The sequence below is a fragment of the Amycolatopsis sp. NBC_00355 genome (assembly GCF_036104975.1).
GTDB lineage: Bacteria > Actinomycetota > Actinomycetes > Mycobacteriales > Pseudonocardiaceae > Amycolatopsis.
Genome location: NZ_CP107982.1, coordinates 2,327,672 through 2,349,057 on the forward strand (window position 1 = coordinate 2,327,672; position 21,386 = coordinate 2,349,057).

Annotated in this window: 19 protein-coding genes; 6 read left to right on the forward strand and 13 right to left on the reverse strand. The window is 72.7% G+C overall.

Going from position 1 to position 21,386, the window contains the following annotated elements; translation table 11 throughout:
* Window positions 1–52 precede the first annotated feature (52 nt).
* The 4 genes from OHS18_RS09335 (at window position 53) to wsfD (ending at window position 4,217) form a co-directional block, all read left to right on the forward strand.
* Complete coding sequence (locus tag OHS18_RS09335; protein ID WP_328616664.1) at window positions 53–1,843, forward strand: flavin-containing monooxygenase; 1,791 nt, start codon at window positions 53–55, stop codon at window positions 1,841–1,843.
* A gap of 86 nt (window positions 1,844–1,929) precedes the next feature.
* A complete protein-coding gene (locus OHS18_RS09340; RefSeq protein WP_328453962.1) occupies window positions 1,930–2,358 on the forward strand; it encodes a DUF6010 family protein in 429 nt (142 codons plus the stop codon).
* A 77-nt stretch (window positions 2,359–2,435) separates the two neighbouring features.
* Entirely contained in the window at window positions 2,436–2,648 is a 213-nt protein-coding gene (locus tag OHS18_RS09345) for a hypothetical protein (RefSeq protein WP_328453960.1), read from the forward strand.
* Between the two features lie 66 nt (window positions 2,649–2,714).
* Window positions 2,715–4,217, forward strand: a complete 1,503-nt coding sequence (gene wsfD / locus OHS18_RS09350) for a glycan biosynthesis hexose transferase WsfD (protein WP_328616665.1) — start codon at window positions 2,715–2,717, stop codon at window positions 4,215–4,217.
* Between the two features lies 1 nt (window position 4,218).
* Here wsfD and OHS18_RS09355 read toward each other — a convergent pair whose 3' ends face one another.
* From OHS18_RS09355 to OHS18_RS09410, 12 genes are all read right to left on the reverse strand, one after another.
* Window positions 4,219–5,454, reverse strand: a complete 1,236-nt coding sequence (locus tag OHS18_RS09355) for a hypothetical protein (RefSeq protein ID WP_328616666.1) — start codon at window positions 5,452–5,454, stop codon at window positions 4,219–4,221.
* Window positions 5,455–5,477: 23 nt separating this feature from the next.
* A complete protein-coding gene (locus tag OHS18_RS09360; protein WP_328616667.1) occupies window positions 5,478–6,194 on the reverse strand; it encodes a phosphatase PAP2 family protein in 717 nt (238 codons plus the stop codon).
* Window positions 6,195–6,290: 96 nt separating this feature from the next.
* Entirely contained in the window at window positions 6,291–7,106 is an 816-nt protein-coding gene (locus OHS18_RS09365) for an HpcH/HpaI aldolase/citrate lyase family protein (protein ID WP_328616668.1), read from the reverse strand.
* Window positions 7,103–8,311, reverse strand: a complete 1,209-nt coding sequence (locus OHS18_RS09370) for a CaiB/BaiF CoA transferase family protein (protein ID WP_328616669.1) — start codon at window positions 8,309–8,311, stop codon at window positions 7,103–7,105. Before OHS18_RS09370 ends, OHS18_RS09365 begins: the two co-directional genes overlap by 4 nt.
* The gene (locus tag OHS18_RS09375; RefSeq protein ID WP_328616670.1) at window positions 8,308–10,191 is read right to left on the reverse strand and encodes an SUMF1/EgtB/PvdO family nonheme iron enzyme; all 1,884 of its coding nucleotides are present in this window, start codon (window positions 10,189–10,191) and stop codon (window positions 8,308–8,310) included. The genes OHS18_RS09370 and OHS18_RS09375 overlap by 4 nt, the downstream gene beginning before the upstream one ends.
* Entirely contained in the window at window positions 10,188–11,075 is an 888-nt protein-coding gene (locus OHS18_RS09380) for a ribokinase (protein ID WP_328616671.1), read from the reverse strand. The genes OHS18_RS09375 and OHS18_RS09380 overlap by 4 nt, the downstream gene beginning before the upstream one ends.
* A gap of 46 nt (window positions 11,076–11,121) precedes the next feature.
* Window positions 11,122–12,426, reverse strand: a complete 1,305-nt coding sequence (locus OHS18_RS09385; RefSeq protein ID WP_328616672.1) for an ADP-ribosylglycohydrolase family protein — start codon at window positions 12,424–12,426, stop codon at window positions 11,122–11,124.
* Window positions 12,423–13,586, reverse strand: coding sequence for an ADP-ribosylglycohydrolase family protein (locus OHS18_RS09390; protein ID WP_328616673.1), 1,164 nt, complete (start codon window positions 13,584–13,586; stop codon window positions 12,423–12,425). Before OHS18_RS09390 ends, OHS18_RS09385 begins: the two co-directional genes overlap by 4 nt.
* 13 nt (window positions 13,587–13,599) lie before the next feature.
* Window positions 13,600–14,877, reverse strand: coding sequence for an ABC transporter substrate-binding protein (locus tag OHS18_RS09395; protein ID WP_328616674.1), 1,278 nt, complete (start codon window positions 14,875–14,877; stop codon window positions 13,600–13,602).
* Between the two features lie 38 nt (window positions 14,878–14,915).
* Window positions 14,916–15,743, reverse strand: a complete 828-nt coding sequence (locus tag OHS18_RS09400; RefSeq protein ID WP_326949150.1) for a carbohydrate ABC transporter permease — start codon at window positions 15,741–15,743, stop codon at window positions 14,916–14,918.
* A 2-nt stretch (window positions 15,744–15,745) separates the two neighbouring features.
* Complete coding sequence (locus OHS18_RS09405; protein WP_328453932.1) at window positions 15,746–16,687, reverse strand: carbohydrate ABC transporter permease; 942 nt, start codon at window positions 16,685–16,687, stop codon at window positions 15,746–15,748.
* A complete protein-coding gene (locus OHS18_RS09410; RefSeq protein WP_328616675.1) occupies window positions 16,687–17,694 on the reverse strand; it encodes a LacI family DNA-binding transcriptional regulator in 1,008 nt (335 codons plus the stop codon). The genes OHS18_RS09405 and OHS18_RS09410 overlap by 1 nt, the downstream gene beginning before the upstream one ends.
* 487 nt (window positions 17,695–18,181) lie before the next feature.
* Between OHS18_RS09410 and OHS18_RS09415 the strand changes: the two genes are divergently transcribed.
* Window positions 18,182–19,027: an alpha/beta hydrolase gene (locus OHS18_RS09415; RefSeq protein WP_328616676.1), complete on the forward strand. Its 846-nt coding sequence runs from the start codon at window positions 18,182–18,184 to the stop codon at window positions 19,025–19,027.
* 155 nt (window positions 19,028–19,182) lie between these two features.
* Here OHS18_RS09415 and OHS18_RS09420 read toward each other — a convergent pair whose 3' ends face one another.
* Complete coding sequence (locus OHS18_RS09420; protein ID WP_328616677.1) at window positions 19,183–20,145, reverse strand: alpha/beta hydrolase; 963 nt, start codon at window positions 20,143–20,145, stop codon at window positions 19,183–19,185.
* A 103-nt stretch (window positions 20,146–20,248) separates the two neighbouring features.
* On the opposite strand from OHS18_RS09420, the gene OHS18_RS09425 reads away from it, so the two are divergent.
* Window positions 20,249–21,289 carry a helix-turn-helix domain-containing protein gene (locus tag OHS18_RS09425; RefSeq protein ID WP_328616678.1) on the forward strand — a complete coding sequence of 347 codons (1,041 nt, stop codon included), beginning with the start codon at window positions 20,249–20,251 and terminating at the stop codon, window positions 21,287–21,289.
* Window positions 21,290–21,386 lie beyond the last annotated feature (97 nt).

A 21,386-nucleotide genomic window follows, 5' to 3' on the forward strand; every position in this document is an offset into this window, starting at 1 on the left:
CCGGACTGGGTTTGCTGGAGGTGAGCCGATCACCGAACCCGGAAGGCCACCCATGTCCCCCACCTCGCCCCTGCCCGCCGACCTGGGCTTCGACCCGGACGCCCTGCGCGCGAAGTACCGCGCCGAGCGCGACCGGCGCCTGCGGCCGGAGGGCAGCGCGCAGTACCAGCGCCCCACCGGCCGCTTCGGGTACTACGCCGAAGACCCGTACGTCGAGGGCGAGCTCGTCCGCGAGCCGCTGCGCGACCGCGTCGAGGCCGTGGTGGTCGGCGGCGGGTTCGGCGGCCTGCTCGCCGCCGCGCGGTTGCGCCAGGCCGGCGTCGGGACCATCCGCGTGATCGAAAAGGGCAGCGACTTCGGCGGCACGTGGTACTGGAACCGCTACCCCGGCATCCACTGCGACCTCGAGTCCTACGTGTACCTCCCGCTGCTGGAGGAGGTCGGCCACGTCCCCGGCTGGAAGTACGCGCCCGGCGCGGAGATCCTGGAGCACGCCCGCGCGATCGGCCGGACGTTCGGCCTGTACGACGACGCGTGCTTCCGCACCGCGGTCCGGGAGCTGCGCTGGGACGACGGCGAGTGGCTCGTCCGCACCGACCGCGACGACGAGATCCGCGCACGCTACGTCGTCGTCTCCAGCGGGACGCTCGACCACCCGAAACTGCCCGGCATCCCCGGCATCGACACGTTCACCGGGCACACCTTCCACACCAGCCGGTGGGATTACGGCTACACCGGCGGCACCGCCGACGGCGGCCTGACCGGGCTGGCCGACAAGCGCGTCGCGCTCATCGGCACCGGCGCGACCGCCGTCCAGGTCGTCCCCCACCTCGGGCGCGACGCCCGCGAACTGGTCGTCTTCCAGCGGACGCCGTCGACCGTGGACGTCCGCGGGAACGGGCCCACCGATCCGGCGTGGGCGTCGTCGCTCACCCCCGGCTGGCAGCGGCGGCGCCGGGACAACTTCCTCACCGTCGTCACCGGCGGCCGGGCCGAGGAGGACCTGGTCGGCGACGGCTGGACCGGCAGCGCCCGCCTGCTGCAGCAGCTGATCGCGACCGACGCGTACGCGGACCTCGCCCCCGAAGCCCGCGAGCAGGCCGACGAGATCGCCGACTTCCGGAAGATGAACGAGCTGCGCGACCGGGTCGACGAGCTCGTCACCGACCCGGCCACGGCCGAGGCGCTCAAGCCCTGGTACCGCTACATGTGCAAGCGTCCGACGTTCAGCGACCACTACCTCCAGACGTTCAACCGGCCGAACGTCACCCTGGTGGACACGGCCGACAGCGGCGGTGTGGAAGCCGTCACCGAACGGGCCGTCGTCGCCGGCGGCCGGGAGTACGAGGTCGACTGCATCATCTTCGCGACCGGGTTCGCCGTCGGCGTCTCGGACGTCCTGGCCGGGCGCCTGCCGATCGTCGGGCGCGACGGCGTCTCGCTGCTGCAGCACTGGCGCGGCGGGCCTCGGACACTGCACGGTTTCGCGAGCCACGGGTTCCCGAACCTGTTCCACCTCGGACCCCTGCAGAACGCGAGCTCGGTGAACTTCGTCCACGTCCTGGACGAGCAGGCGAGCCACATCGGGGCGGTCGTCGCCGAAGCCCGCGAGCGCGGGGCGTCCGTTGTGGAGCCCACCGCGGCGGCCGAGGAGGCGTGGGTCGAGACGATCCGCCGGAAGGCGCCCGACCGGTACAAGTTCCAGCTCGACTGCACCCCGGGCTACTACAACAACGAGGGCAGGCCCCGGGAACGCGGCCAGTCGTTCGGCGACGGGCCGGTCGCCTTCCACGCGCTCCTCGCCGCGTGGCGGGAGAACGGCGGGATGGACGAGGTCATGTGAGGCGCCGCCCGCCTGGCGAGAATCCGGCGGAGGATGGCAGAACAGCCACTGGCCGGCGCGCCCGCCGGTTCCTAGCGTGATCCAGCATGATCGCGGTACTCGCGCCGATCCTGATCGGCGTCCTCTACGTCCTGCTCAACTCGCTGATCCGCGAGCCGCACCGGCAGCGCGTCAACGCGGTGATGATCGCCGGCGCCGGCGCGGCCTACCTGTCGGGCGGCGCGCTCGGGCCGTGGGAACTGGTGTTCTGCGCGGTCATGACCTACGTCGCGTTCCGCGGGCTCGGCTCGTGGACGTTCATCGGGATCGGCTGGCTCCTGCACACCGGCTGGGACGTCGTCCACCACCTCAAGGGCCAGCCGATCCTCCCGTTCGCCCACGACTCGTCGTTCGGCTGCGCGTTCTGCGACCCGGTGATCGCGATCTGGTGCTTCACCGGCGGCCGGTCCGTGTGGACGTCCCTGCGCTCACGCCCCGGCCGCCCGGCCGCCGACGTCTCACCGAGCTCGCCGTAGACCTGCTCGAAGGCAGACCGCGAGCTGACCATGGCCCGGCGCGGTTGCGGCCCCGCCCGGCCGGGTATCCCGACCGCATGAGCGCCAGCCAAGACAGCACCGCCGTCGAACGCGCGGCGCACGCCTACTGCCCCCGCTGCAACCCGGACCCCGGCCCCGGTGACCGCGTCACGGCGCTGTGCGGGGCGACCCACCCGTACTGGGGACGGCGCGAGCGCCCGATGACCAGGTGCCCGGCCTGCGAGGCACTGGCCGGCGCACCCGTCCTGCAGTGCGGCCACTCCGGCTGAGATCCGGACCACCGGAATCGGGTGTTCCGGAACCGCCCGGCGAACCCACCACCTAGGCTGACCGGTGTGAAGAGGGTGGGGATGGCCGTCGCGGCCGGGTTCGTCGCTGCGCTGGGACTGATCATCAGTCTCGGTCTTCTCGGCACCCCGAACGGCGCCGGCGACAACGGTGACGGCTACCGGCTGTTCTGCACCGCCGGGCTCAGCCCGGCCACCCCCGACCACAAAGCGAGCTGGCTCGGCGGCGTCGTCCTGGACTTCGGCCGGGGCACGCCGTGCCCCGACCCGCAGCCCTCGAGCGCCGCGGTCCTGTTCAAGGCGGTCGCGGACGGCGACGGGGCGTTCAGCCTCACCTCGCTCGGCTGGCTGTACACGCTGCTGGTCTTCCTGGTCACGGGGCTCGCGGCCTGGGCGCTGCTCGGGCGCGGGTGGCGCCGGCTCGCGCTGCTGATCCCGCCCGTGCTTCCCCTGCTCAACCCCGACTTCGCGCGGCTGTTCCTCTCGACGTTCGGCGAACCCGCCGGCCTGTTCGGCGCGTACACGCTGCTCTGCGGGCTCGCGGTGATCGCCGGCACCAAGGTCGAGGACGGCTTCGAGCGGCTGTCCGCACTGCTGCTGGTCGCGGCCGGCGGCGTCGTCGCAGGGCTGGCGAAGATCGGGTTCCTGCCCCTGTTCGTGCTGGCCGTGCTCGTCTGCGCGGTGACCGGCGCCCGGGCGGGCGCCGGGCGGTGGTGGTCCGGGCGGCTCGTCGGGCCGCTGCTCGCCGTCCTGCTGGTGCTGGAGATCATCGCGCCGATCCGGGCGAACCTCGCCTGGCAGGAGCGCAACTACGCCGACGTCAACGCGGTGAACGTCGTCTACACCCTCGGCCTGGTCGAGCTGCCGGGCTCGGCGGCCGGGCTGGGCCTGCCCGAGTCCGCGAACCAGAGCGCGGGCAAGGCGTACTACCCCGACGGTCCGGAGCAGCTGGCCGGCGCCGACGTGCTGCTGGAGGAGCCCAGCGTCGTCAAGGGCAAGGTCTGGAGCCTGCTGCTGTCCCACCCGGCGGCCCTGGCCCGCGCGATCGGCATCGGCCTGCAGGCCACGCACGGCCGCGACCTGCCGTACCTGCCGAACCACCCCTGGGGCGCGGCGACCAAGGCCCCGGACAACTCGGCCCCGGTCAGCGGCGACATGGGCGGCAACCCGGCGACGTTCCGCGAGTGGCTCGACGGCATGAGCCTCCCGTGGTGGCCGTCCCTGCTGGTCCTGCTGGGCCTGGCCGCGGCGGTGGTGGCCCTGGTCCGCCGCCGGGCGTGGACGAACCGCGCGGGCCTGATGGCGGGCGTGTCGGTGACGGCGGCCCTGGGCATCGCGGTGATGGCGGTGGTGGGTGACGGGTATTTCGAGATCGCGAAGCACGTCTGGCTGGCGGCGTACCTGCTGGACGCGGCGGCACTGTCGCTGTGCGTCATGGCGGCCCCGGTGGTGTACCGGTTCGTCCGCGAGCAGCTGAGGCGACGCCGTCGCCCCGCGGCCCCGGTGGCCGAACCGGAGCCGCAGAGCGAACCGACACCTCAAGCCGGCTGAATCAGCTCGCCAGGGAGGACAGCGGCACCGCGAACACCGACCGGCCGCACGTCTGCCCCTGCGCGGTGCAGTCCGCCGTCGACCACTCGGACTGGGACCAGACCAGGCCCGTCGACCAGTCGTACGTCAGCGCCTCCGGGTGCACCGCCCAGCAAGCCGTCGTCGACGTCGAGCCGCAGGTGGCCGACGTGCTCTGCGTTGTCGTCTGGGTCCAGAGCTGGCCGTTGATCGTCGCCGAACTGTGGGCGACGTACCACTTGCCGCCGTGGGAGAGGACGCCCTGCATGTTGCCCACCGAACCGCGGAACGCCTCCGTCGCGGTCCCCGTCAGCAGGTAGTCCGTCCCCATCGGGAAGCGGTAGAGCCGGCCGTGCAGGCTCTGGTCGGAGAAGTACTCCGTCGTCACCACCGTCGCCGGCGAGGTACTGCGGTCCAGGGAAATCGACGAGAAGCACGGCACTCCGGTGTCGGAGGCCATGCTGCAGGTGCCGCCCGCGTAGCTGTAGTAGCCGACCTGCATCATCGCGTACTTGTACGTGTACGCCGCATATCCGCCCGACGTCTTGCCTATGGCGTTCGACGTCGTGTCGGTCAGCTGCAGGATGTTCTTGGTGCTGAACACCCGGATCGCGGTCGAGGTGTTCCCGACGGCGGTGACGTAGATCTTGTCGCCGTACCAGGCCATTCCGCCCATGTGCGCCTTCGCCGCCGAGAAGGTGCTGCCGGTGCTGTTCGGCACGGCCAGGTACATCATCCGGTGGGCGGCGGCAGCGGGGGTGTCGTAGTCGACCGCCTGGATCCGCGCGTCGTCGTAGCGGCCGAGCGCGTCGGTGCTGTGCCAGCCGGACAGGATGATCTTGTCCGCGCCCCACAGGCCGTCGTCGTCGGCGTCGCCGGACGTCGTGATGCCCTGCGGCACCCAGGTCGTGCTGCCCGCGCGTTCGGCGTCCCAGCACAGCGACTTCGTGGCGGCCGGCGCCTTGGGCAGCGCGGCCTTCTCCGCGCCGGTGCAGCCGGTCATCGTGTAGCTCGGGTCGTGGACGACGGTGTTGAGGCTGACGTTCGGCAGTGCGCTGTCCAGCGCCGTCAGCGCGGCGGCCGGCGTCGCGTGCCAGACCAGGTTCTGCTTGGCCGTGGTGGTCAGCGGGTCGCTGTAGGCGGCACTCGCCGTGCCGGGTATCGCCAGCGCGCCGGCCACCACGGCCAGCACGAGAAGGAGCACTCGGGGAATTCGCATGGCGCCATTGCCGCACCCACCGGTCAAAATTCCGTACATCGGCGCTTGTACGCCACTTGTACCAGCCCGATCGAGAGCGCGACGAGGGCGACGCCGGCCACGATGTCCAGGACGTAGTGGTGCCCGGTCACAAGGACCACCACCACCGTCAGCAGGGGGAACAACCACGCGAGCCACGCCCGGCGCGAGCGCACCGACGACGACACGGCGTACGCGCACCAGGTCGTCCACGCGATGTGCATGCTCGGCATCGCCGCCAGGGGGTTCACCGCCCGGTTCGGGGTGCGGGACGCGGCGCCGCCGAGGATGTCGTAGGTCGCCATGTGGTCGACGATGCCGCTCTGGGCCATCCTCGGCGGCGACTCCGGGAAGAGCCACACGAGCACGACGTCCAGGAGCATCGTCACGACGAGGACGAGCAGCAGCCGGCGGTAGCGCGCGGAGCGGGTGACGTAGAGCCAGATCAGCACCACCGGCACGGCGACCACGCAGATCCGGTAGAAGTAACCGACGACGTGGATCACGACCGGGTGCCCAAGCATCGCGTGGTTGAGCGGGTACTCGACGGCGATCCGCAGGGTCTGTTCCAGGCGCTGGACGAACACCGCGACGCTCGTCGCCGGCCCGTCACCCCGGTAGACCGCGGCCCGGGCGAAGCCGAAGGCGACGTAGCCGATGACGAGCAGCGGCGCTTCGAGGTACCACGCGAGCCGGCCGCGCCGGACCCGTTCCTGGGACATGCGGCGCGACCCTACCGGCTGGGTGTCGTGCGCCTGAGGTTCGGCTGCCAGCGGTCCGGAATCGCGCCCTGAGGCGGCCTTGGGGCGCACTACCGGTCAATCGGCCAGCGAGAGCACCGTTCGCGCCTGTTCGACCATCGCGACGTCGAGGAAGGTGCCGTCGGCGAGGGCGATCGCCCCGACCCCGGCCGCTGTCGCGCCGGTGACCCGCTCGAGGACCTCCCGCGCCCGCGTGACCTCCTGCGGTGTCGGCAGGAACGCCGTCCGGATCGTCTCCAGCTGGACCGGGTGGATCGCCGTCCGGCCGCGGAAGCCGAGCGCCCGGCCCGCCCGGCAGGATTCGGCCAGGCCGGCGAGGTCCCGGACGTTGACGTAGGCCGACATCGCGGGCGGCGCCAGCCGGGCCGCCCGCGCCGCGACGATCACGCGGCTGCGGGCCCACGTCAGGCCGGCGTCGTCGGCGACGCCGAGATCCGAGCGCAGGTCGGCTTCCCCGAGGCCGATCGACGCGATCCGCGGGGACGCCGTCGCGATGTCGAGGGCCCGTTCCACGCCCAGCGCCGACTCGATGAGCGGGTGCAGCGCACGGTCCGGCAGCGCGGCCGCGACGGCCAGGATCTCTTCGGGTGACTCGACTTTCGGCAGCCGCACCCCAACTTCCAGCGGCAACGCCGCGACCGCCGCGAGGTCGGCGGCGTGCCACGGCGTGCTCGGGTGGTTGACGCGCACCTGCACCGGACGCCCCGGGGAAGCCGGCAGCCGCAGGACGTTCTCCCGCGCCTCGTCCTTGCGCGCGGGCGCGACGGCGTCCTCCAGGTCGACGAGCACGACGTCGGCCGCGGAGTCCAGGGCCTTGCGCACCCGGTCCGGCCGGTCGGCGGGGGCGTAGAGGAACGTCAGCGGCGGGCTCACACCGCACCCCGCTCGCGCAGTTCCGCGACGCGCTCCGGGGAGAACCCCAGCTCGCCGAGCACCGCGTCGGTGTCGGCGCCGTGCGGCCGTCCGGTGAAGCCGATGACGCCGTCGTGGCCCGAAAGCCGGAACAGCGGGCCCTGCATGAGCATCGGCCCGAGGTCGGGGTCCTCGATCTCGTGGATCGTGCCGAGGGCCCGGAACTGCGGGTCTTCGACGATGTCCGCGGCGTCGTAGATGGGCGCCACCGCGGCCTGCGCCTGTTCGAACGCCGCGACGACGTCATCACGCGAGCGCTGCCCGATCCACTTGCCGACGGCTTCGTCGAGTTCGTCGGCGTGCCGCGCCCGTTCGGCGCCGGTCGCGAACCACGGCTCGTCGGCCAGGTCGGGCCGCCCGACGAGCCGGACGACGCGCTCCGCGATCGACTGCGCCGACGTCGACACCGCGACCCACTGGCCGTCGGCGGTGCGGTAGGTGTTGCGCGGCGCGTTGTTCGTGGACCGGTTCCCGGTGCGCGGCTGGACGGTCCCCAACTGGTCCCAGCGCGTGATCTGCGGCCCCAGCATGGCCAGCATCGGCTCGATGATGGCGGTGTCGACGACCTGTCCGCGCCCGCTCTGCCCGCGCGACGCGAGCGCGACCATGATCGCGTACGCCGTGGCCAGCGACGCGACGCCGTCGGCGAGCCCGAACGGCGGGAGCGTCGGCGGGCCGTCCGGTTCCCCGGTCGTCGCCGCGAACCCGCTCATCGCCTCGGCGAGGGTGCCGAAGCCCGGCCGCGAGCGGTACGGACCCAGCTGACCGAAACCGGTGACGCGGGCGAGCACGAGCCGCGGGTTCCGGCCGGCCAGCACGTCGTAGCCGAGGCCCCAGCGCTCGAGAGTGCCGGGACGGAAGTTCTCGATGACGACGTCCGCGCTGGTGACGAGCGCGAGGAACACCTCCCGGCCGCCTTCGCTGCCGAGGTCGGCGGTGATGGTGCGCTTGTTGCGCCCCAAGGTCTTCCACCACAGGTTGACGCCGTCTTTCGCGGCGCCGTGGCTGCGCGACGGGTCGGGCTTGCGCGGGTGCTCGACCTTGATCACCTCGGCGCCCATGTCGCCCAGGTGCATCGCGGCCATCGGGCCGGCGAACAGCGTGGACGCGTCGACGACACGCAGCCCGGCGAGCGCGCCGCCGGCGGAATCGCGGGTGACGCTCATGCGGTCACGTCCCAGGCGCACCGGAAGCCGACCGTCGCCGCGCGGGCGAGGCCGAGTCCGGGCAGCAGGAGTTTGACGCTGTAGGCCGGTTCGCGGCGGCCGCCCTCGACGTACCACTCGGAGCCTTCGGCCCGGTAGTCGCTGCCGCCCTTGAGCATCACGAAGCGCGTCCGTCCGTCCGAGTGTTCGCTTTCGGTCCAGTTCCACACGGCGGGGGTGCCGCGCCCGAGGCGACCGGTCTCCCCCGCGAGCTGCCATTCGTCCTCGGTGGGCAGCCGGCCGCCGCGCCAGGCGCAGTACGCGCGGGCGTCGTCGAGGTCGACGTAGGTCACCGGCTCGTCCTTATCGCCACTGTGCGCCAGGAATCGGTGGGGCTGCGTCGGCTGGTAGCCGGTGGTTTCGACGAACTCGGCGAACTGGGCGTTCGTCACTTCGGTGACCGCGACGGCGACCGGAGTGACCAGCTCGCCCTCGCGCTGCAGCGTCCGGGCGTCGTGCAGGCGCGGCGGGAGCGGCTTCCATTCGTCCACGTAGGGCGCGCCCTGGTACATGCCGGTTTCGCGGGCGCGGTAGCGGACGGTCAGCACGTACGGTCCGGCCGGGACGACGACGGCGTCCGGCTCGGGTTCGCCGATGGTCCTTTGTGGACTGACGCGCGTCGCGAGCCGGTGCGGGAAGCGGGCGTCGGGGTCGTGCGGGGTGGTCTCCAGGTCGTGCAGCCACGCGGGCTCGGTCGCACCCTCGGCGATCTCCAGGGCCGCGCCGATCCCCCGGGCCGGCACCCCACCCAGGAGGTCGAGGCCCGGCAGCGCACCCTCGTAGTCGGTGTCGCCGCGGTTGACGATCGTCCACAGTGTCACGCCGTCCAGCTCCCAGCTCGACGCGTGCAGCCCGGGTGCCAGGTCGGCCAGCGGCGTCCAGTCGCCGTCGAGCAGCAGGTCGCTCGCGGCGCGCTGGACGGTCACCATCCGCCGCACGGTCGCGGCGTCCCGGCGGGACCAGCCGACCCACACGCCGAAGACCACCTCCCAGACCATGACGCCGACGCCGTTGAGCCACGCGGACTGCAGTTCTTCGGTGTGGTCGCGGTGCCAGCGGCGGACGTGGTGCTGCATGTGGCGGCGCTCGTACCAGTGGGCGCGCAGGACGCCGGGCACGGGCGAGTCGGCGAAGAACTGGGCCCACGACGCGGTGTGGTCCTCGATCCGCTCGACCGCGAGCTTCGACTCGCCCTCCAGGACGAGCCCCGGTTTGGCGGCTTCGAGCCGTTCGACGAACTCGGGCTCGGCCTTCTTCAGGGTGTCGAGGAAGACGCCGTCGGCGTCGAGGTCGGCGACGAGCGCGGCCAGTTCGGTGAGGTCGTCGGCGCCGCGGCGGGTGCCGACGTCCCAGGGGTTGTAGTCGACGAAGACGCGAAGCCCGGCGTCGTGCAGGTTCTCGACGAGGGTCTGCAGCCCCGGGACGTCGCGGTAGAAGTCCCACTGGTTGCGGTCGTCGAGGCCGATCACCGGGTAGGCGTGCCAGAGGACGACGGCGTCGAGGCCGCCGAAGCGCTCGCGGGCGTCGTCGAGGAACCGCTGCGGGGTGAACCGGTGGTCGTCGAACGAGTACAGGAGCTCGTCCCACAGCCACACCTGGGCGACGCTGTAGCAGGTCGCCGCCCAGGTCGCGCCGGGACGCGCGTAGGCCTCGCCGGTGTAGCCGTGGCGGGCTCGCGCGTCTTCGCGCCACGCGCGGAGCTTTTCGCGCCACGCGGGGACGTCCGCCGGGTCGTCGGGCGCGGCGAAGATCTTGGCCTCGTCCATTTCGGACAGCGGGCCGCGCACCGGCGTCGGCCGGTCGATGGGCCGCGGGACGAGCGGGTCGAACGGGACGGTCATGACACTGTTCCTCCGGCCGCGAGCACCGCGACCTCTTCGGCGGACGGGACGGCGGTCTGCGCGCCGGGAAGGGTGACGGCCAGAGCGCCGGCCGCGGTCGCGAGCCGCGCGGCTTCTGCGACGTCGAGACCGCGGGCGAGCCCGGCCGCGAGGACGCCGCAGAAGGTGTCACCGGCGCCGGTCGTGTCGACGACGTCCACCCGGATTCCCTTGATACGAAACGGTTCCCGAGCACGCTGGAGGACGAGGCAGCCGTCGCCGCCGAGGGTGACCACGGCCGCGGGCACGTGGTCCAGCAGGGCCTCGGGCGTGCCGGCGAGGTCGGCGGCCTCGTGCTCGTTCACGACCAGGAGGTCGATCGCGGCCCGCAGCTCGGCGGGCAGGTCGCGCGACGGCGCCGCGTTGAGGACGAAGAGCGCGCCCGGCTTGCGGAGTCCGGCGGCCGCGGTCACGACGTCGAGGGGGATCTCCAGCTGGGCCAGCACGACGTCGGCCTCGGCGATCCGCTCGGCCTGCCGCGCGCCGAGGCGCAGGAGGTGGTTGGCGCCGGGAGCGACGACGATGGCGTTCTCGCCCTCCGGATCGACGGTCACGAATGCGGTCCCGGTCGGCGCGTCCACGCGCGCGACGAGGTCGGTCCGGACGCCGGCGCCGCCGAGCGAGACGAGCAGCAGGTCCGCGGCCTCGTCCTCGCCGAGGGCGCCGACGAAGGTGGTGTCGGCACTCCCGGCCCACGCGGCGGCGACGGCCTGGTTGGCACCCTTGCCCCCGGGACTGCGGCGGAGCCGGTCGCCGAGGACGGTCTCGCCGCCGTGCGGATGCCGGGGCACGTCGACGACGAGGTCCACGTTCGCCGAGCCGACGACGACCACCCGCCCGGTCACGACACGCCGTCCGTGAACGCCGTGCCGATCTGCGCCACCGACCCGGTCATGACGTCACCTCCACCAGCGCCGCCGTGCGGGCCGCCAGGTCCGCGATCTGCCGCTCCCCGCCGGGCAGCGACGTCGCGATGCGGCCGTCCAGGGGCTTTGTCCAGTACTCGCCGATGCCCTCGACCCCGCGCAACGCGCCGACCACTCCCCCGACCGTCGCCGCGGCCGAGTCGGTGTCCCAGCCGGCCGTCACCGCGATCGAGACACTCGGGCCGAACTCTCCCCCGCCCTTGGCCAGCGCGTACGCGATCACCGCCGCGTTGTTGAGCACGTGCACCCAATGCAGGTCGCCGTACGCGGCGTGCAGCTGGTCGAGGCCCACGCGGACATCGCCCGACAACGCCGCCGAACGGCCCAGCGCGACCGCGGAAGCCAATGCGCTCCCCGCCGGGATCACGGCTTCAGCCGCGTCGAGCACCTCGTCCGGCGTCGCGCACACCATCGCCGCCGACGCCAAGGCCGCCGCCCACATCGCGCCGTACACGCCGTTGCGCGTGTGGCTCAACCGCGCGTCGGTCCACGCCATCCGCGCGGCGGAAACGACGTCGCCCGGGCAGACCCAGCCGAAGACGTCCGCGCGGATCAGCGCGCCGATCCACTCGCGGAACGGGTTCCGGTACGTCGCGGGATCCGCGCGGGCGTCGAGGATGTTGCGGTACGCCGCCCGCTCGGCCGTGAACACCCGGCCCGCGGGCAGGTTGTCCAGCCACAGCTGGGCGACGTCGTCCGTGCCGAAGCCGCGCCCGTGCGTCTCCAGCAGGGTGAGCGCGAGGATCGGGTAGTTGAGGTCGTCGTCCTCGGGCATCCCGTCGATGTTCTCCTCGAGCGACGTCGGGGCCGAACGCCGGTTCCACGGCCACCGCGCGGACACCTCGGCCGGCAGACCCACCGCGGTGAACCAGCCCGACAGCGGCCAGCGGCCGGTCGCGCGGAGGATCTCCTCGATGCCCGCGCGGGGGATCTTCTCCACCGGCTTGCCCAGCAGGCACCCGGCGGCCCGGCCGGTCCACGCGCCGAGCAGCCGGTCCGTCCCGCCGCGCGGCAAGGCCGGCGCCGACAAGCCGAGCGAATCCCACGACGGCTCCGGAGCAGACGGCAGCGCGTCGAGTTCGTCGAGCAGCTCCCGCGCCAGCGCCCGCAGCTCGGCGGCCCCGGGACCCGCGCCGCTCACGACCGGGACGGGATCACCGCCCGCCGCGACCCAGCGGTCCCGGACCGCCGAGACGTCCTTGCCCTCCGCGGCCGACTGCACCAGCTCGTGCGCCAGGAGGTCCTCCGGCTGTGCCCAGGTCAGCCTCACGCGGCGCCCCCGAGGACGTCGAGGGACGCCACGCGGGCGAGAGCGCGTTCCCGGTCGGCGGCCAGGATGTCCGCGGCCGCCGAGGCCAGCAGGTGCCCGGTCTCGCGCAGGTCCATCCGGCTGGCGTCGCCGACCGTGTCGACCCACTCCTTCGGCACGACGGCCGTGCCACCGAGGCCCGCGCAGAGCGCCGCCGCCATCACGGCGATCGAGTCGGCGTCGCGGCCGTAGTTCACCGAGGCGAGCACCGCGCCGCGGAAGTCGCCGCGGTGCGCGAGGACGAACGCCAGCGCGGCCGGCAGCTCCTCGATCGCCTTGGTCCGCGACGGGCGGCGCGCGTCCATCGACATCTGCCGGTAGTGCGGCCCCACCGAATCGAACGGCGCCACCGTCTCCCGCACGAGCGCGGCGAGCGCGCGTTCTTCGTCGTCGGTGGCCGGGGCGGCGGTCCGGCCGCCGAACTCGTCGACCACGGCCCGCAGCGCCGCCGCGGTCCCGTCGTGAGCCACGTCGAGCGCCGCCGCGACGACGTCGTCGAGCGACGCGCCCGGGGCGACCGCGGCGGCGACCATCGCGGCCAGCACGCCCGCCGCCTCGCGGCCGTAACTCGACTGGTGCGCCGCGGTCAGGTCGATCGCCTCGGCGTACGCGGCCCGCGGGTCACCCGCGTTGACGACTCCGACGGGCGCGACGTACATCGCCGCCCCGCAGTTGACGACGTTGCCCACGCCGGCTTCCCGCGGGTCGACGTGGCCGTAGTGGAGTCTCGCGACGATCCACTTCTCCGCGAGGAACACCCGCTGCAGCAGCAACGCCGTCGACTCCAGCTCCGGCACCCAGCGCGGCTCGCCGATCATCAGCGGCACCAGGTCCTCGGCCATTGCGTACGCGTCGAGGTGTTCGCGGCGCTTCGCGTACACCTCGACGAGCGCCCGCGTCATGAGGGTGTCGTCGGTGATGTGCCCGTCGCCCTTGTGGTACGGCGCGATCGGGCGGGCGTCCCGCCAGTCCGGGTACCACGGCCCGACGACTCCGGTCACCCGGCCGCCGTGCCGTTCTTCGATCTGCTCGGGGGTCCACCCTTCGGTGGCGCCGCCGAGCGCGTCCCCGACGGCCGCGCCGGTGATCACCGCGACGGCCCGGTCTTCCAGCCAGGTCAAGAATCCGCTCCTGTCACTTGCTGACGCTCTTCCAGCCGTCTTCCAGCTGCTTGGCCAAGCCGGCCGCGTCGATCTTCTGCCCGAGGAACTGCTGGTACGCCGGGGTCGCGACGGTGTCCTTCCACTGCGCGTACTTGCCGGCGAAGAGGTAGGGCGCCGAGGTCAGGTACTGACCGGAGGCGAGGATCGGGCCCCAGCCGTTCTTCGTGCCGAGCTTCGTGGTCAGCGCCTGCCGCGCCGACGTCGTCGGCGGGATCAGCGCGTCGGCCTCGTTCATCGCGGCGAGGTTGTCGGTGCTGGTGAAGAAGTCGACGAACTCCGCGGCCTCCTTGACGTGGCCCGAGTCCTTGTTCACCGACAGCGTCTGCGGGTTGGCGGCCTGCGCGGGCCCGGCCGACCCGGCCAGCGGCGGCAGCACGACCCAGTCGAAGCCCTTCGGCGCGTCCTTCGCGATGTTGGCCGCCTGGTAGGAACCCTGCACGGTCATGGCGATCTGGCCGGCGTAGAACGGCGCGAGGGCCTTCGTCCCGGACTGCGTCAGCGTGACCGGCATGATCGAGTGGTCCTGGTGGGCCATCGCGTCGACGAGCTGCGGCAGCGCCTGCTCACCCTGGCCGACGGACAGTTTCGCGTCGTTGCCGGTGCCCTCGAAGTACTTCCCGCCGAAGCCCGGCGCGAGCGCGATGAACGCCGCCGTCGGGCTGGACAGGCCCCAGCCGAGGCCGAACTTGCCGTCCTTGGTCGTCGCCTTCGCGATCTCCCGCAGCTGGTCCCAGCTCATCGTGGCACCGGTCGGGATCGTGACGCCGGCCTGCTGCAGCTGGGTCTTGTTCGCGAAGACCACATAGGACTGCAGTTCGGTCGGGAAGGCGACGACCTTGCCGTCGACCGTCACCGAGTCGAGGACGCCCTTGGGGATGTCCGCCTTCTTCTCCGCCGGCAGGTACTGCGTCAGGTCCGCGAGGTAGCCGTCGGTCGCGAACGGCGCGATACTCGCCGCCTCGTAGTGCACGATGTCCGGCGCGGTGCCCGCGTTGAACTGGGTGATCAGCTTGTCGTAGACGCCGTCCCAGCCCGCCTGGACGATCTTGACCTGGACGTCCGGGTGCGCCTTGTTCCAGTCGCCGACGATCTTCTGCGTCTGGGCGATCGCGGCCGGCTGGTCCGAAAGGGACTGGAAGGTGAGGGTGACCGGCCCGTCGCCGCTGTCGCCGCTGCCGCTGCCGCACGCGGCGAGCAGCAGGCTGGTGACCATCAGGCAGGCGGCGACCACCGCGCGTCGTGTCTTCATCGACCGACCTTTCGAGGATTTCTTCGAGGGGTTTGGGGTCATCCCTTCACCGCTCCCGCCATCAGGCCGCTGGTGAGCTTCCGGCGCAGGATGCTGAAGAAGACGATGCTGGGGATGGCGGCGAGCACGGCGCCCGCCGCGAGCGGGCCGAGGGCGACCTTGCCCTCGCCGCCGACGAACATGTTGAGCGTGATGGGCAGCGTGTAGTTCTCCGGCGACTGCAGGAGGACCAAGGCGAAGAAGAACTCGTTCCACGACGAGACGAAGCTGAACATCGCCGTCGCGACGACCCCGGGGGCCAGCAGCGGGAACACGATGGTGCGCAGCACGGTCAGGCGGCTCGCGCCGTCCATCGCCCCGGCTTCTTCGAGTTCAACCGGGATCGCGGCGACGTACCCCTGCAGCATCCACAGCGCGAACGGCAGCATGTACGTCGTGTGCACCAGCGTCAGGCCGGCCAGGTTGTCGGCCAGCCCGAGCGTCCGCAGGATCAGGAACAGCGGCAGGATGATCAGCACGACCGGGAACACCTGGCTGACCAGGATCCAGCCGACCCCGGCGACGCGCAGTTTGCCCCGCAGCCGGGCCAGCACGTAGGCCGCGGGCACGGCGATGAGCACGGCCAGCGCGGTCGACGCGAGCGCGACGACCAGGCTGTTGCCCGCCGAGCGGATCAGGCCCTGCTTGTCGAGCGCCTCGGTGTAGTTCTCCCAGTGCCACTCGCTCGGCAGCAGGCTGACCGTCAGCGAGTTGAGCTCGCCGGACGACTTCACCGACGCGGACATCAGCCACAGCAACGGGAATCCGAGGAACAGGATGTAGAGCGCGAGGGCCGCGTACTGGGCCGGGCGCACGAGTCCGCGCATCGTCAGCGCCCCTTTCCGGCTCGGTCGTCGCGGAACTGCGACCGCAGGTAGACGGCGAGGATCAGCACGACCACGAGGACCAGCACGAGGCCCATCGCCGCGGCGTAGCCGATCTCGCGGTTCTTGAAGGCCTCCAGGTAGACGAACAGCACCGGGACCATGGTCTTGCCGCCCGGCCCGCCCGCGGTGAGTACGTAGACCAGCGAGAACGAGTTGAAGTTCCAGATGAAGTTGAGCGAGGTGATCGACGTGACGATCGGGCGCAGGCTCGGCCACGTCACCGCGGTGAACCGGCGCCAGGCGCCGGCGCCGTCCATCGACGCGGCTTCGTGCAGCTCGGCCGGGATCTGCTGCAGTCCGGCCAGGAGCGTCACGGTCGTCTGCGGCATGCCGACCCAGACACCGACGACGATCACGGCGGGCAGGGCGAACGAGAAGTCGCCGAGCCAGTTGATGTCGTCGGGCAGGCCGACGCTGCCGAGGACGGCGTTGAGCGGGCCGCCGTTGGCCGAGTAGATCATCTGCCACATGATCGCCACGACGACCGGCGGCATCGCCCACGGCACGAGCGCGAGCACCCGGGTCAGGCCCTGCAGCCGCAGGCCCGAGTCGAGCAGCAGCGCCAGGCCCATCGCGGCGGCGAGCTGGAGCACGGTGACGCCGACGGTCCAGATCATGCCGATGCGCAGCGAGTCCCAGAACAGGTCGTTGTCGACGAGCTTCGTGAAGTTGTCGATGCCGGCGAAGGCGTAGTCCGGGTGGCGCACCAGGCGCGCGTCGGTGAACGCCAGGAAGATCCCGACGACGATCGGCGCGACGCTCAGCACCAGGATCGGGATCAGCGACGGCAGCACGAGCCCGATCGCCTCGCGGCGCCGGGTGCGCTGCCGCGTCGGCTTCGCCTTGGTCCGCACCGGACGCTCTTTCAGGGCCGGGGCCGTCATCACACACCTCCCGGGTTCGAGGACTCGCGCACCACGAGTTCGGGGCCGACGGCGATCTGCTGCACCGCGCGGTCCGGGTCGTCGGCGAGCTGGAGCATGATCTCGGCGGCCGCGCGCCCGCGTTCGGTCGAGCCGAGGGAGACGCTGGTCAGGCTCGGCTGGAAGACCCGCCCGATCTCGGTGTCGTCCATCCCGGTCACCGCGACGTCCTCGGGGACGGACAGCCCGAGTTCGCGCACGGCCCGGATGGCGCCGATGGCGAGCAGGTCGTTGGCCGCCACGAGCGCGTCGACCCGGCCGCGGGCGAGCAGCCGGCGGGCCGCGTCGAGCCCGGCGGTGACGGTGAAGTCGGCGGCGATCTCCTGATCCGCCCGGTCGAAGGTGATCTCCCGGGTGGCGGCGTCGAACCCCCGCTGGCGCGCGGCGCCGGGGGTGGTGTCGAGCGGGCCGTTGAGGAAGCCGAGCCGGCGGCGGCCGATGGTGTGCAGGTGACGGACGGCCGCGCCGATCCCGCCCGCGGAGTCCGTGGAGACCGAGCTGATGCCGCGGTCGTCGAGGGCCCGCCCGATCACCACGACCGGCACCGGCGCCTGCTGGATCTCGGCGATCAGCCGGTCGTCGGTGCGCAGCGGGCTGACGATCATGCCGTCGACGAAGCCGCTGTTCAGGCTGCGGACCAGCTCGGTGGTCGACGTCGCGGTGTCGCCGGTGCTCATCACGACGACCCGGTAGCCGTGCGGTTCGAGGACCGCGTGGATGGCCCGCATCATCTCGACGTAGACGGGGTTGCCGATGTCCGCGACCGCGAAGGCGACCTGGAAGGTCTTCTTCATCCGCAGCGAGCGCCCGATGGCGTCGGCGCTGTACCCGAGCTCGGCGGCCGCGGCCCGGACGCGCTCGACCATCGCCGGGCTCGCCCCGCTCCCGTGCAGGGCACGGGAGGTGGAGGCCAGGGAGACCCCCGCGCGCTCGGCCACCTGGATGAGCGTGGCGCGTGTTGACGTCATCGTCGCTGTTACCTCGGATCGAGACTCTGGAAACGTTTCCAACCTGCGGAAGCCGAAGATGGAAACGTTTCCAACTAGATTGGAATGGATCCTGACACTCGATCGGCGGTTGTGTCAACCACCGGAACACGGGGTGCGAAGTCCTCGCGGCCGGGCCGGGCTGTCGCCCTGGAGTGGCCAACACACCGACCCGAACGGCCAACACGCGAGCGGCAACGGCCAACACGCCCGCGACCAAGTCTTCGCGGGCCGTGTTGACCACTCCGGGCGCCGTGTTGGCCACTCCAGACTGTGTGTTGCCCGCTCAGGGACGCGTGTTGGCCGGTCCCGGCGCCGTATTGGCCGGTCCGGGCGGGCCGAACGTGGCCTTGCGCCGCCCGAAAACCGGCCTTGCCGGGCGCCGGGGACGGGTCCGGCGAAACGCGGCATTCCTCCCGCATCGTGGTACTGCTGGCCGCACGCCCGGCCGGGTCCCGATAGTGGTCCTGTGCGCACCCCCCGTGCTCCCCTGGCCGCGTTCGCCCTTCCCCGAGCCGAGCGCGCCGGGACCCGGGTGGTCTACCGCGACGCGCTCGTCGCCCCGCTGCCCGGCTACCGGCCGCTGCTGCTGGACCTCGTCGTCCCGGCCGGCGCGCCGGCCGCGGTGGTGGTGTTCCTGGACGGCGGGGCGCTCGCGGCCGGGTCGCACAAGCACGGGCGGATCGGCGATCACGTCACGGAAACCTTGGTGGACAACGGTTTCGCGGTCGCGCGGGCGCAGTACCGGCTGGGCCGGGAGGCGGCCTTCCCCGCCCAGCTGCACGACGTCAAGGCCGCCGTCCGCTGGCTCCGCCGGCACGGCGACGAACTCGGCGTGGACGTCGGCCGCGTCGCGGCGTGGGGGCACTCGGCCGGCGGGTACCTCGCCGCGATGCTCGCGGTGACAGCGGACCAGCCGGCACTGGAAGGCGATCTCGGCGTCACCGGCGAGTCGAGCGGGCTCGCCGCGGCGGTCGCCTGGAGCCCGCCGACGGACTTCACGCGCATCCCGCCCCCGCCCGAGGGAACTTCGTTGCACCGCACCGGCCACGACCCGCACGACTGGCTGCCGGACGCGACGGCGAGCCCGCTGCTGCACGTCTCGGCCACCGCCGCCCCGCTGCACCTGGTGCACGGCACCGACGACACCGGCATCCCGATCGCGCACAGCGAAGCGCTCGTCGCGGCGTACTGGCGCGCGGGGGCCGACGCCGACCTCATCCGGCTGGACGGCGCCGGCCACTTCTACAGCCGGCAGAAACTGCAGCAGGCCACCGAATCCGGCCTCGCCTTCCTGCGCGAGCGTCTCGGCTGAGCTCCCCGCGCCCGCCTCGCCACGGCCAGCACACCGCCCGGAACAGCCAATTCAACACACGGAATGGCCAACACACCGGACGAGCGGACGTGTTGGCCACTCCGGGCGGACGGGTCGCAGGGTGGCCGGGCGGTGCCGACACACCGCCAGGCGCGTCAGTCCTTCGACGTCACCCCGAGCCCGCGGCGCAGCGCGGCGACCTCGTCCACGAGCATCCGGCGTGAGATCGCGGCGTCCTGGATGATCGACGAGCCGTGGAACGTGCCCGGGTAGTGGTGCAGCTCCGTGGTCACCCCGGCTTGCAGAAGGCGTTGCGCGTACTGGATTCCCTCGTCGCGCAGCGGGTCGAACTGGCAGGTCGTCACGAACGCCGGCGGCAGCCCGGCCAGGTCCGTCGCGCGGGCGGGCGCGGCGTACGGCGAGACGTCGGCGCCGCCCAGTTCGGTGCCCAGGTAGCTCGTCCAGCTGTAGACGGCGTTCGGGCGGTTCCACATCGGAGTGTCGACGTACGCGGTCATCGACGGCGTCTCGAGGCGGTCGTCCAGCTCCGGGATGCCGAGGTACTGGAAGCGCAGCGCGGGGCCGCCGCGGTCGCGGGCCAGCAGCGCGACGGCGGCCGCGAGCCCGCCGCCCGCGCTCTCGCCGCCGACGCCGAGCCGTTCCGGGTCGATGCCGAGCTCGGCCGCCTTCGCCGCGGTCCAGGTCAGCGCCGCGTAGCAGTCCTCGACCGGCGCGGGGAACGGGTGCTCGGGCGCGAGCCGGTAGTCGACCGACACGATCACGATGCCCAGCTCGTCGACCAGGTGCAGCAGCGAGGCGTGGAACATGTCCAGGTCGCCGAGGATGAACCCGCCGCCGTGGATGTAGACCAGCCCGGGCACGGTGCCTTCGCGGTCCGCCGGGCCGTACACGCGGACCGGGACGTCGGGGGCGCCGGACGGCCCGGGCACGGTCGTGTCCCGCACGTCGACCGGGTGCACCGGGTCGTAGGACGGCATGACCTCCTGCAGCTGCGTCATCGAAGCGCGCGCGGCCAGGAGGGCGTCGTAGTCGGGCAGGGTCACCGCGGGCAGCATGTCCAGCCAGGGCAGCAGCTCGGGATCGATCGCGTAGGTCATGCTCCGATCTTCGGCTCGCGCCGCGGCCGTCGCCACCGCCACGCGGCGGGCGTTGGCGGCCCGGGCCTCGCCATCCGGCGGCGGACGCGCCTATCGTGGCCTCATGAAGGGCCTGCTGCTGAGGCTGTCCGGACTCGACGCCGATGCCGAGAACGCGGTGCGGGTGATCGGGTTCTTCGACCGCCTGATCACCGACCGGGCGAGTCTCGACGTCCTCGTGCGGAGCACGGCCCGCTTGGCCGACTGCCCGGTCGGGGTGCACGCGCCCGCGCAGGGCCTGTCCCTGCGGGCGGAGCCGGACGCCGAGGTCGCCGCTTCGGGCCGGGTGCCGGCCGGGGCCGCCGTGCGCCGGCTCGAGGGCGGCGTCGTGGTCTGGGTCTGCCGCGCGGGCACGCCCACCCCGCTCGACGACATCCTGCTGGAGCGCTTCGCGATCGCCACCGCCATCCTGCTGGAGCACACCAGCGTGCCGCTGCCCGCGCTCGGTGACCCCGCGCTGGTCGAACTGGTGCTGTCCGAGGGGATCGGGACGGCCGAGCGGTCGCGGGCGCTGCACCTGCTCGGCCTGGACACGACGGCCCACCTGCGTGTGCTGGCGGCCACCGGCGCCGACTTCGCCGGCCGCACCGCCACGTTCGGCGAGGTCCGGGCCGTGCTCACCGTGGACGGACCCGAGTCCGCCCCGCCGGCGGCCCGGATCGGCGTCGGCCCCACCGTGCCCGCCCTGGACCTGGCCCGCTCGTGGCAGGCCGCGCGCACAGCACTCCGGTTCACGGCCGCCGCCGAGCCGGTGGTGTGGTGGGACCGGCTGGGCAGCCTCACCGCGCTGGCCGGGGCGCTCGGCCCGGCGGACCTCGCCGGTCTCCCGGACGTGCGGGCCCTCGACCGCCTGGCCGCCGACCCCCACGGCGACGACCTCCTCGCGGCGCTCACCGCCCTGTGCGCGACGGGCTCGGCCCGCAAGGCGGCGGCCGTCCTGCACCGCCACCACAGCACGATGCCCACCCGGCTCGCGCGCGCCGGCGCCGTGCTCGGCTTCGACGTCGACTCCCCCGCCGGCCGCTTCCGGCTGCACCTGGCCCTGATGCTGCGCCGGCTGCGCGACACCGGACCGTCCGAAGTGGACACCGTGCCGAACGGGTGAGGTCGTCCGACAGTCAGACGACCGGTTCGGGGTCGCCCGCCGGTGCTCCGGCAAGCGCCCGGACTGCCCTCGGCGGTAGCCGGTGCGCCATCCACCG

What these genes read in the sequence shown, in the direction of transcription:
- OHS18_RS09335 (WP_328616664.1), top strand. Translation starts at nt 53, where the DNA reads ATGTCCCCCACCTCGCCCCTGCCCGCCGACCTGGGCTTCGACCCGGAC.
- OHS18_RS09340 (WP_328453962.1), top strand. Translation starts at nt 1,930, where the DNA reads ATGATCGCGGTACTCGCGCCGATCCTGATCGGCGTCCTCTACGTCCTG.
- OHS18_RS09345 (WP_328453960.1), top strand. Translation starts at nt 2,436, where the DNA reads ATGAGCGCCAGCCAAGACAGCACCGCCGTCGAACGCGCGGCGCACGCC.
- OHS18_RS09355 (WP_328616666.1), bottom strand. Translation starts at nt 5,454, where the DNA reads ATGCGAATTCCCCGAGTGCTCCTTCTCGTGCTGGCCGTGGTGGCCGGC.
- OHS18_RS09360 (WP_328616667.1), bottom strand. Translation starts at nt 6,194, where the DNA reads ATGTCCCAGGAACGGGTCCGGCGCGGCCGGCTCGCGTGGTACCTCGAA.
- OHS18_RS09370 (WP_328616669.1), bottom strand. Translation starts at nt 8,311, where the DNA reads ATGAGCGTCACCCGCGATTCCGCCGGCGGCGCGCTCGCCGGGCTGCGT.
- OHS18_RS09375 (WP_328616670.1), bottom strand. Translation starts at nt 10,191, where the DNA reads ATGACCGTCCCGTTCGACCCGCTCGTCCCGCGGCCCATCGACCGGCCG.
- OHS18_RS09395 (WP_328616674.1), bottom strand. Translation starts at nt 14,877, where the DNA reads ATGAAGACACGACGCGCGGTGGTCGCCGCCTGCCTGATGGTCACCAGC.
- OHS18_RS09400 (WP_326949150.1), bottom strand. Translation starts at nt 15,743, where the DNA reads ATGCGCGGACTCGTGCGCCCGGCCCAGTACGCGGCCCTCGCGCTCTAC.
- OHS18_RS09405 (WP_328453932.1), bottom strand. Translation starts at nt 16,687, where the DNA reads ATGACGGCCCCGGCCCTGAAAGAGCGTCCGGTGCGGACCAAGGCGAAG.
- OHS18_RS09410 (WP_328616675.1), bottom strand. Translation starts at nt 17,694, where the DNA reads ATGACGTCAACACGCGCCACGCTCATCCAGGTGGCCGAGCGCGCGGGG.
- OHS18_RS09420 (WP_328616677.1), bottom strand. Translation starts at nt 20,145, where the DNA reads ATGACCTACGCGATCGATCCCGAGCTGCTGCCCTGGCTGGACATGCTG.
- OHS18_RS09425 (WP_328616678.1), top strand. Translation starts at nt 20,249, where the DNA reads ATGAAGGGCCTGCTGCTGAGGCTGTCCGGACTCGACGCCGATGCCGAG.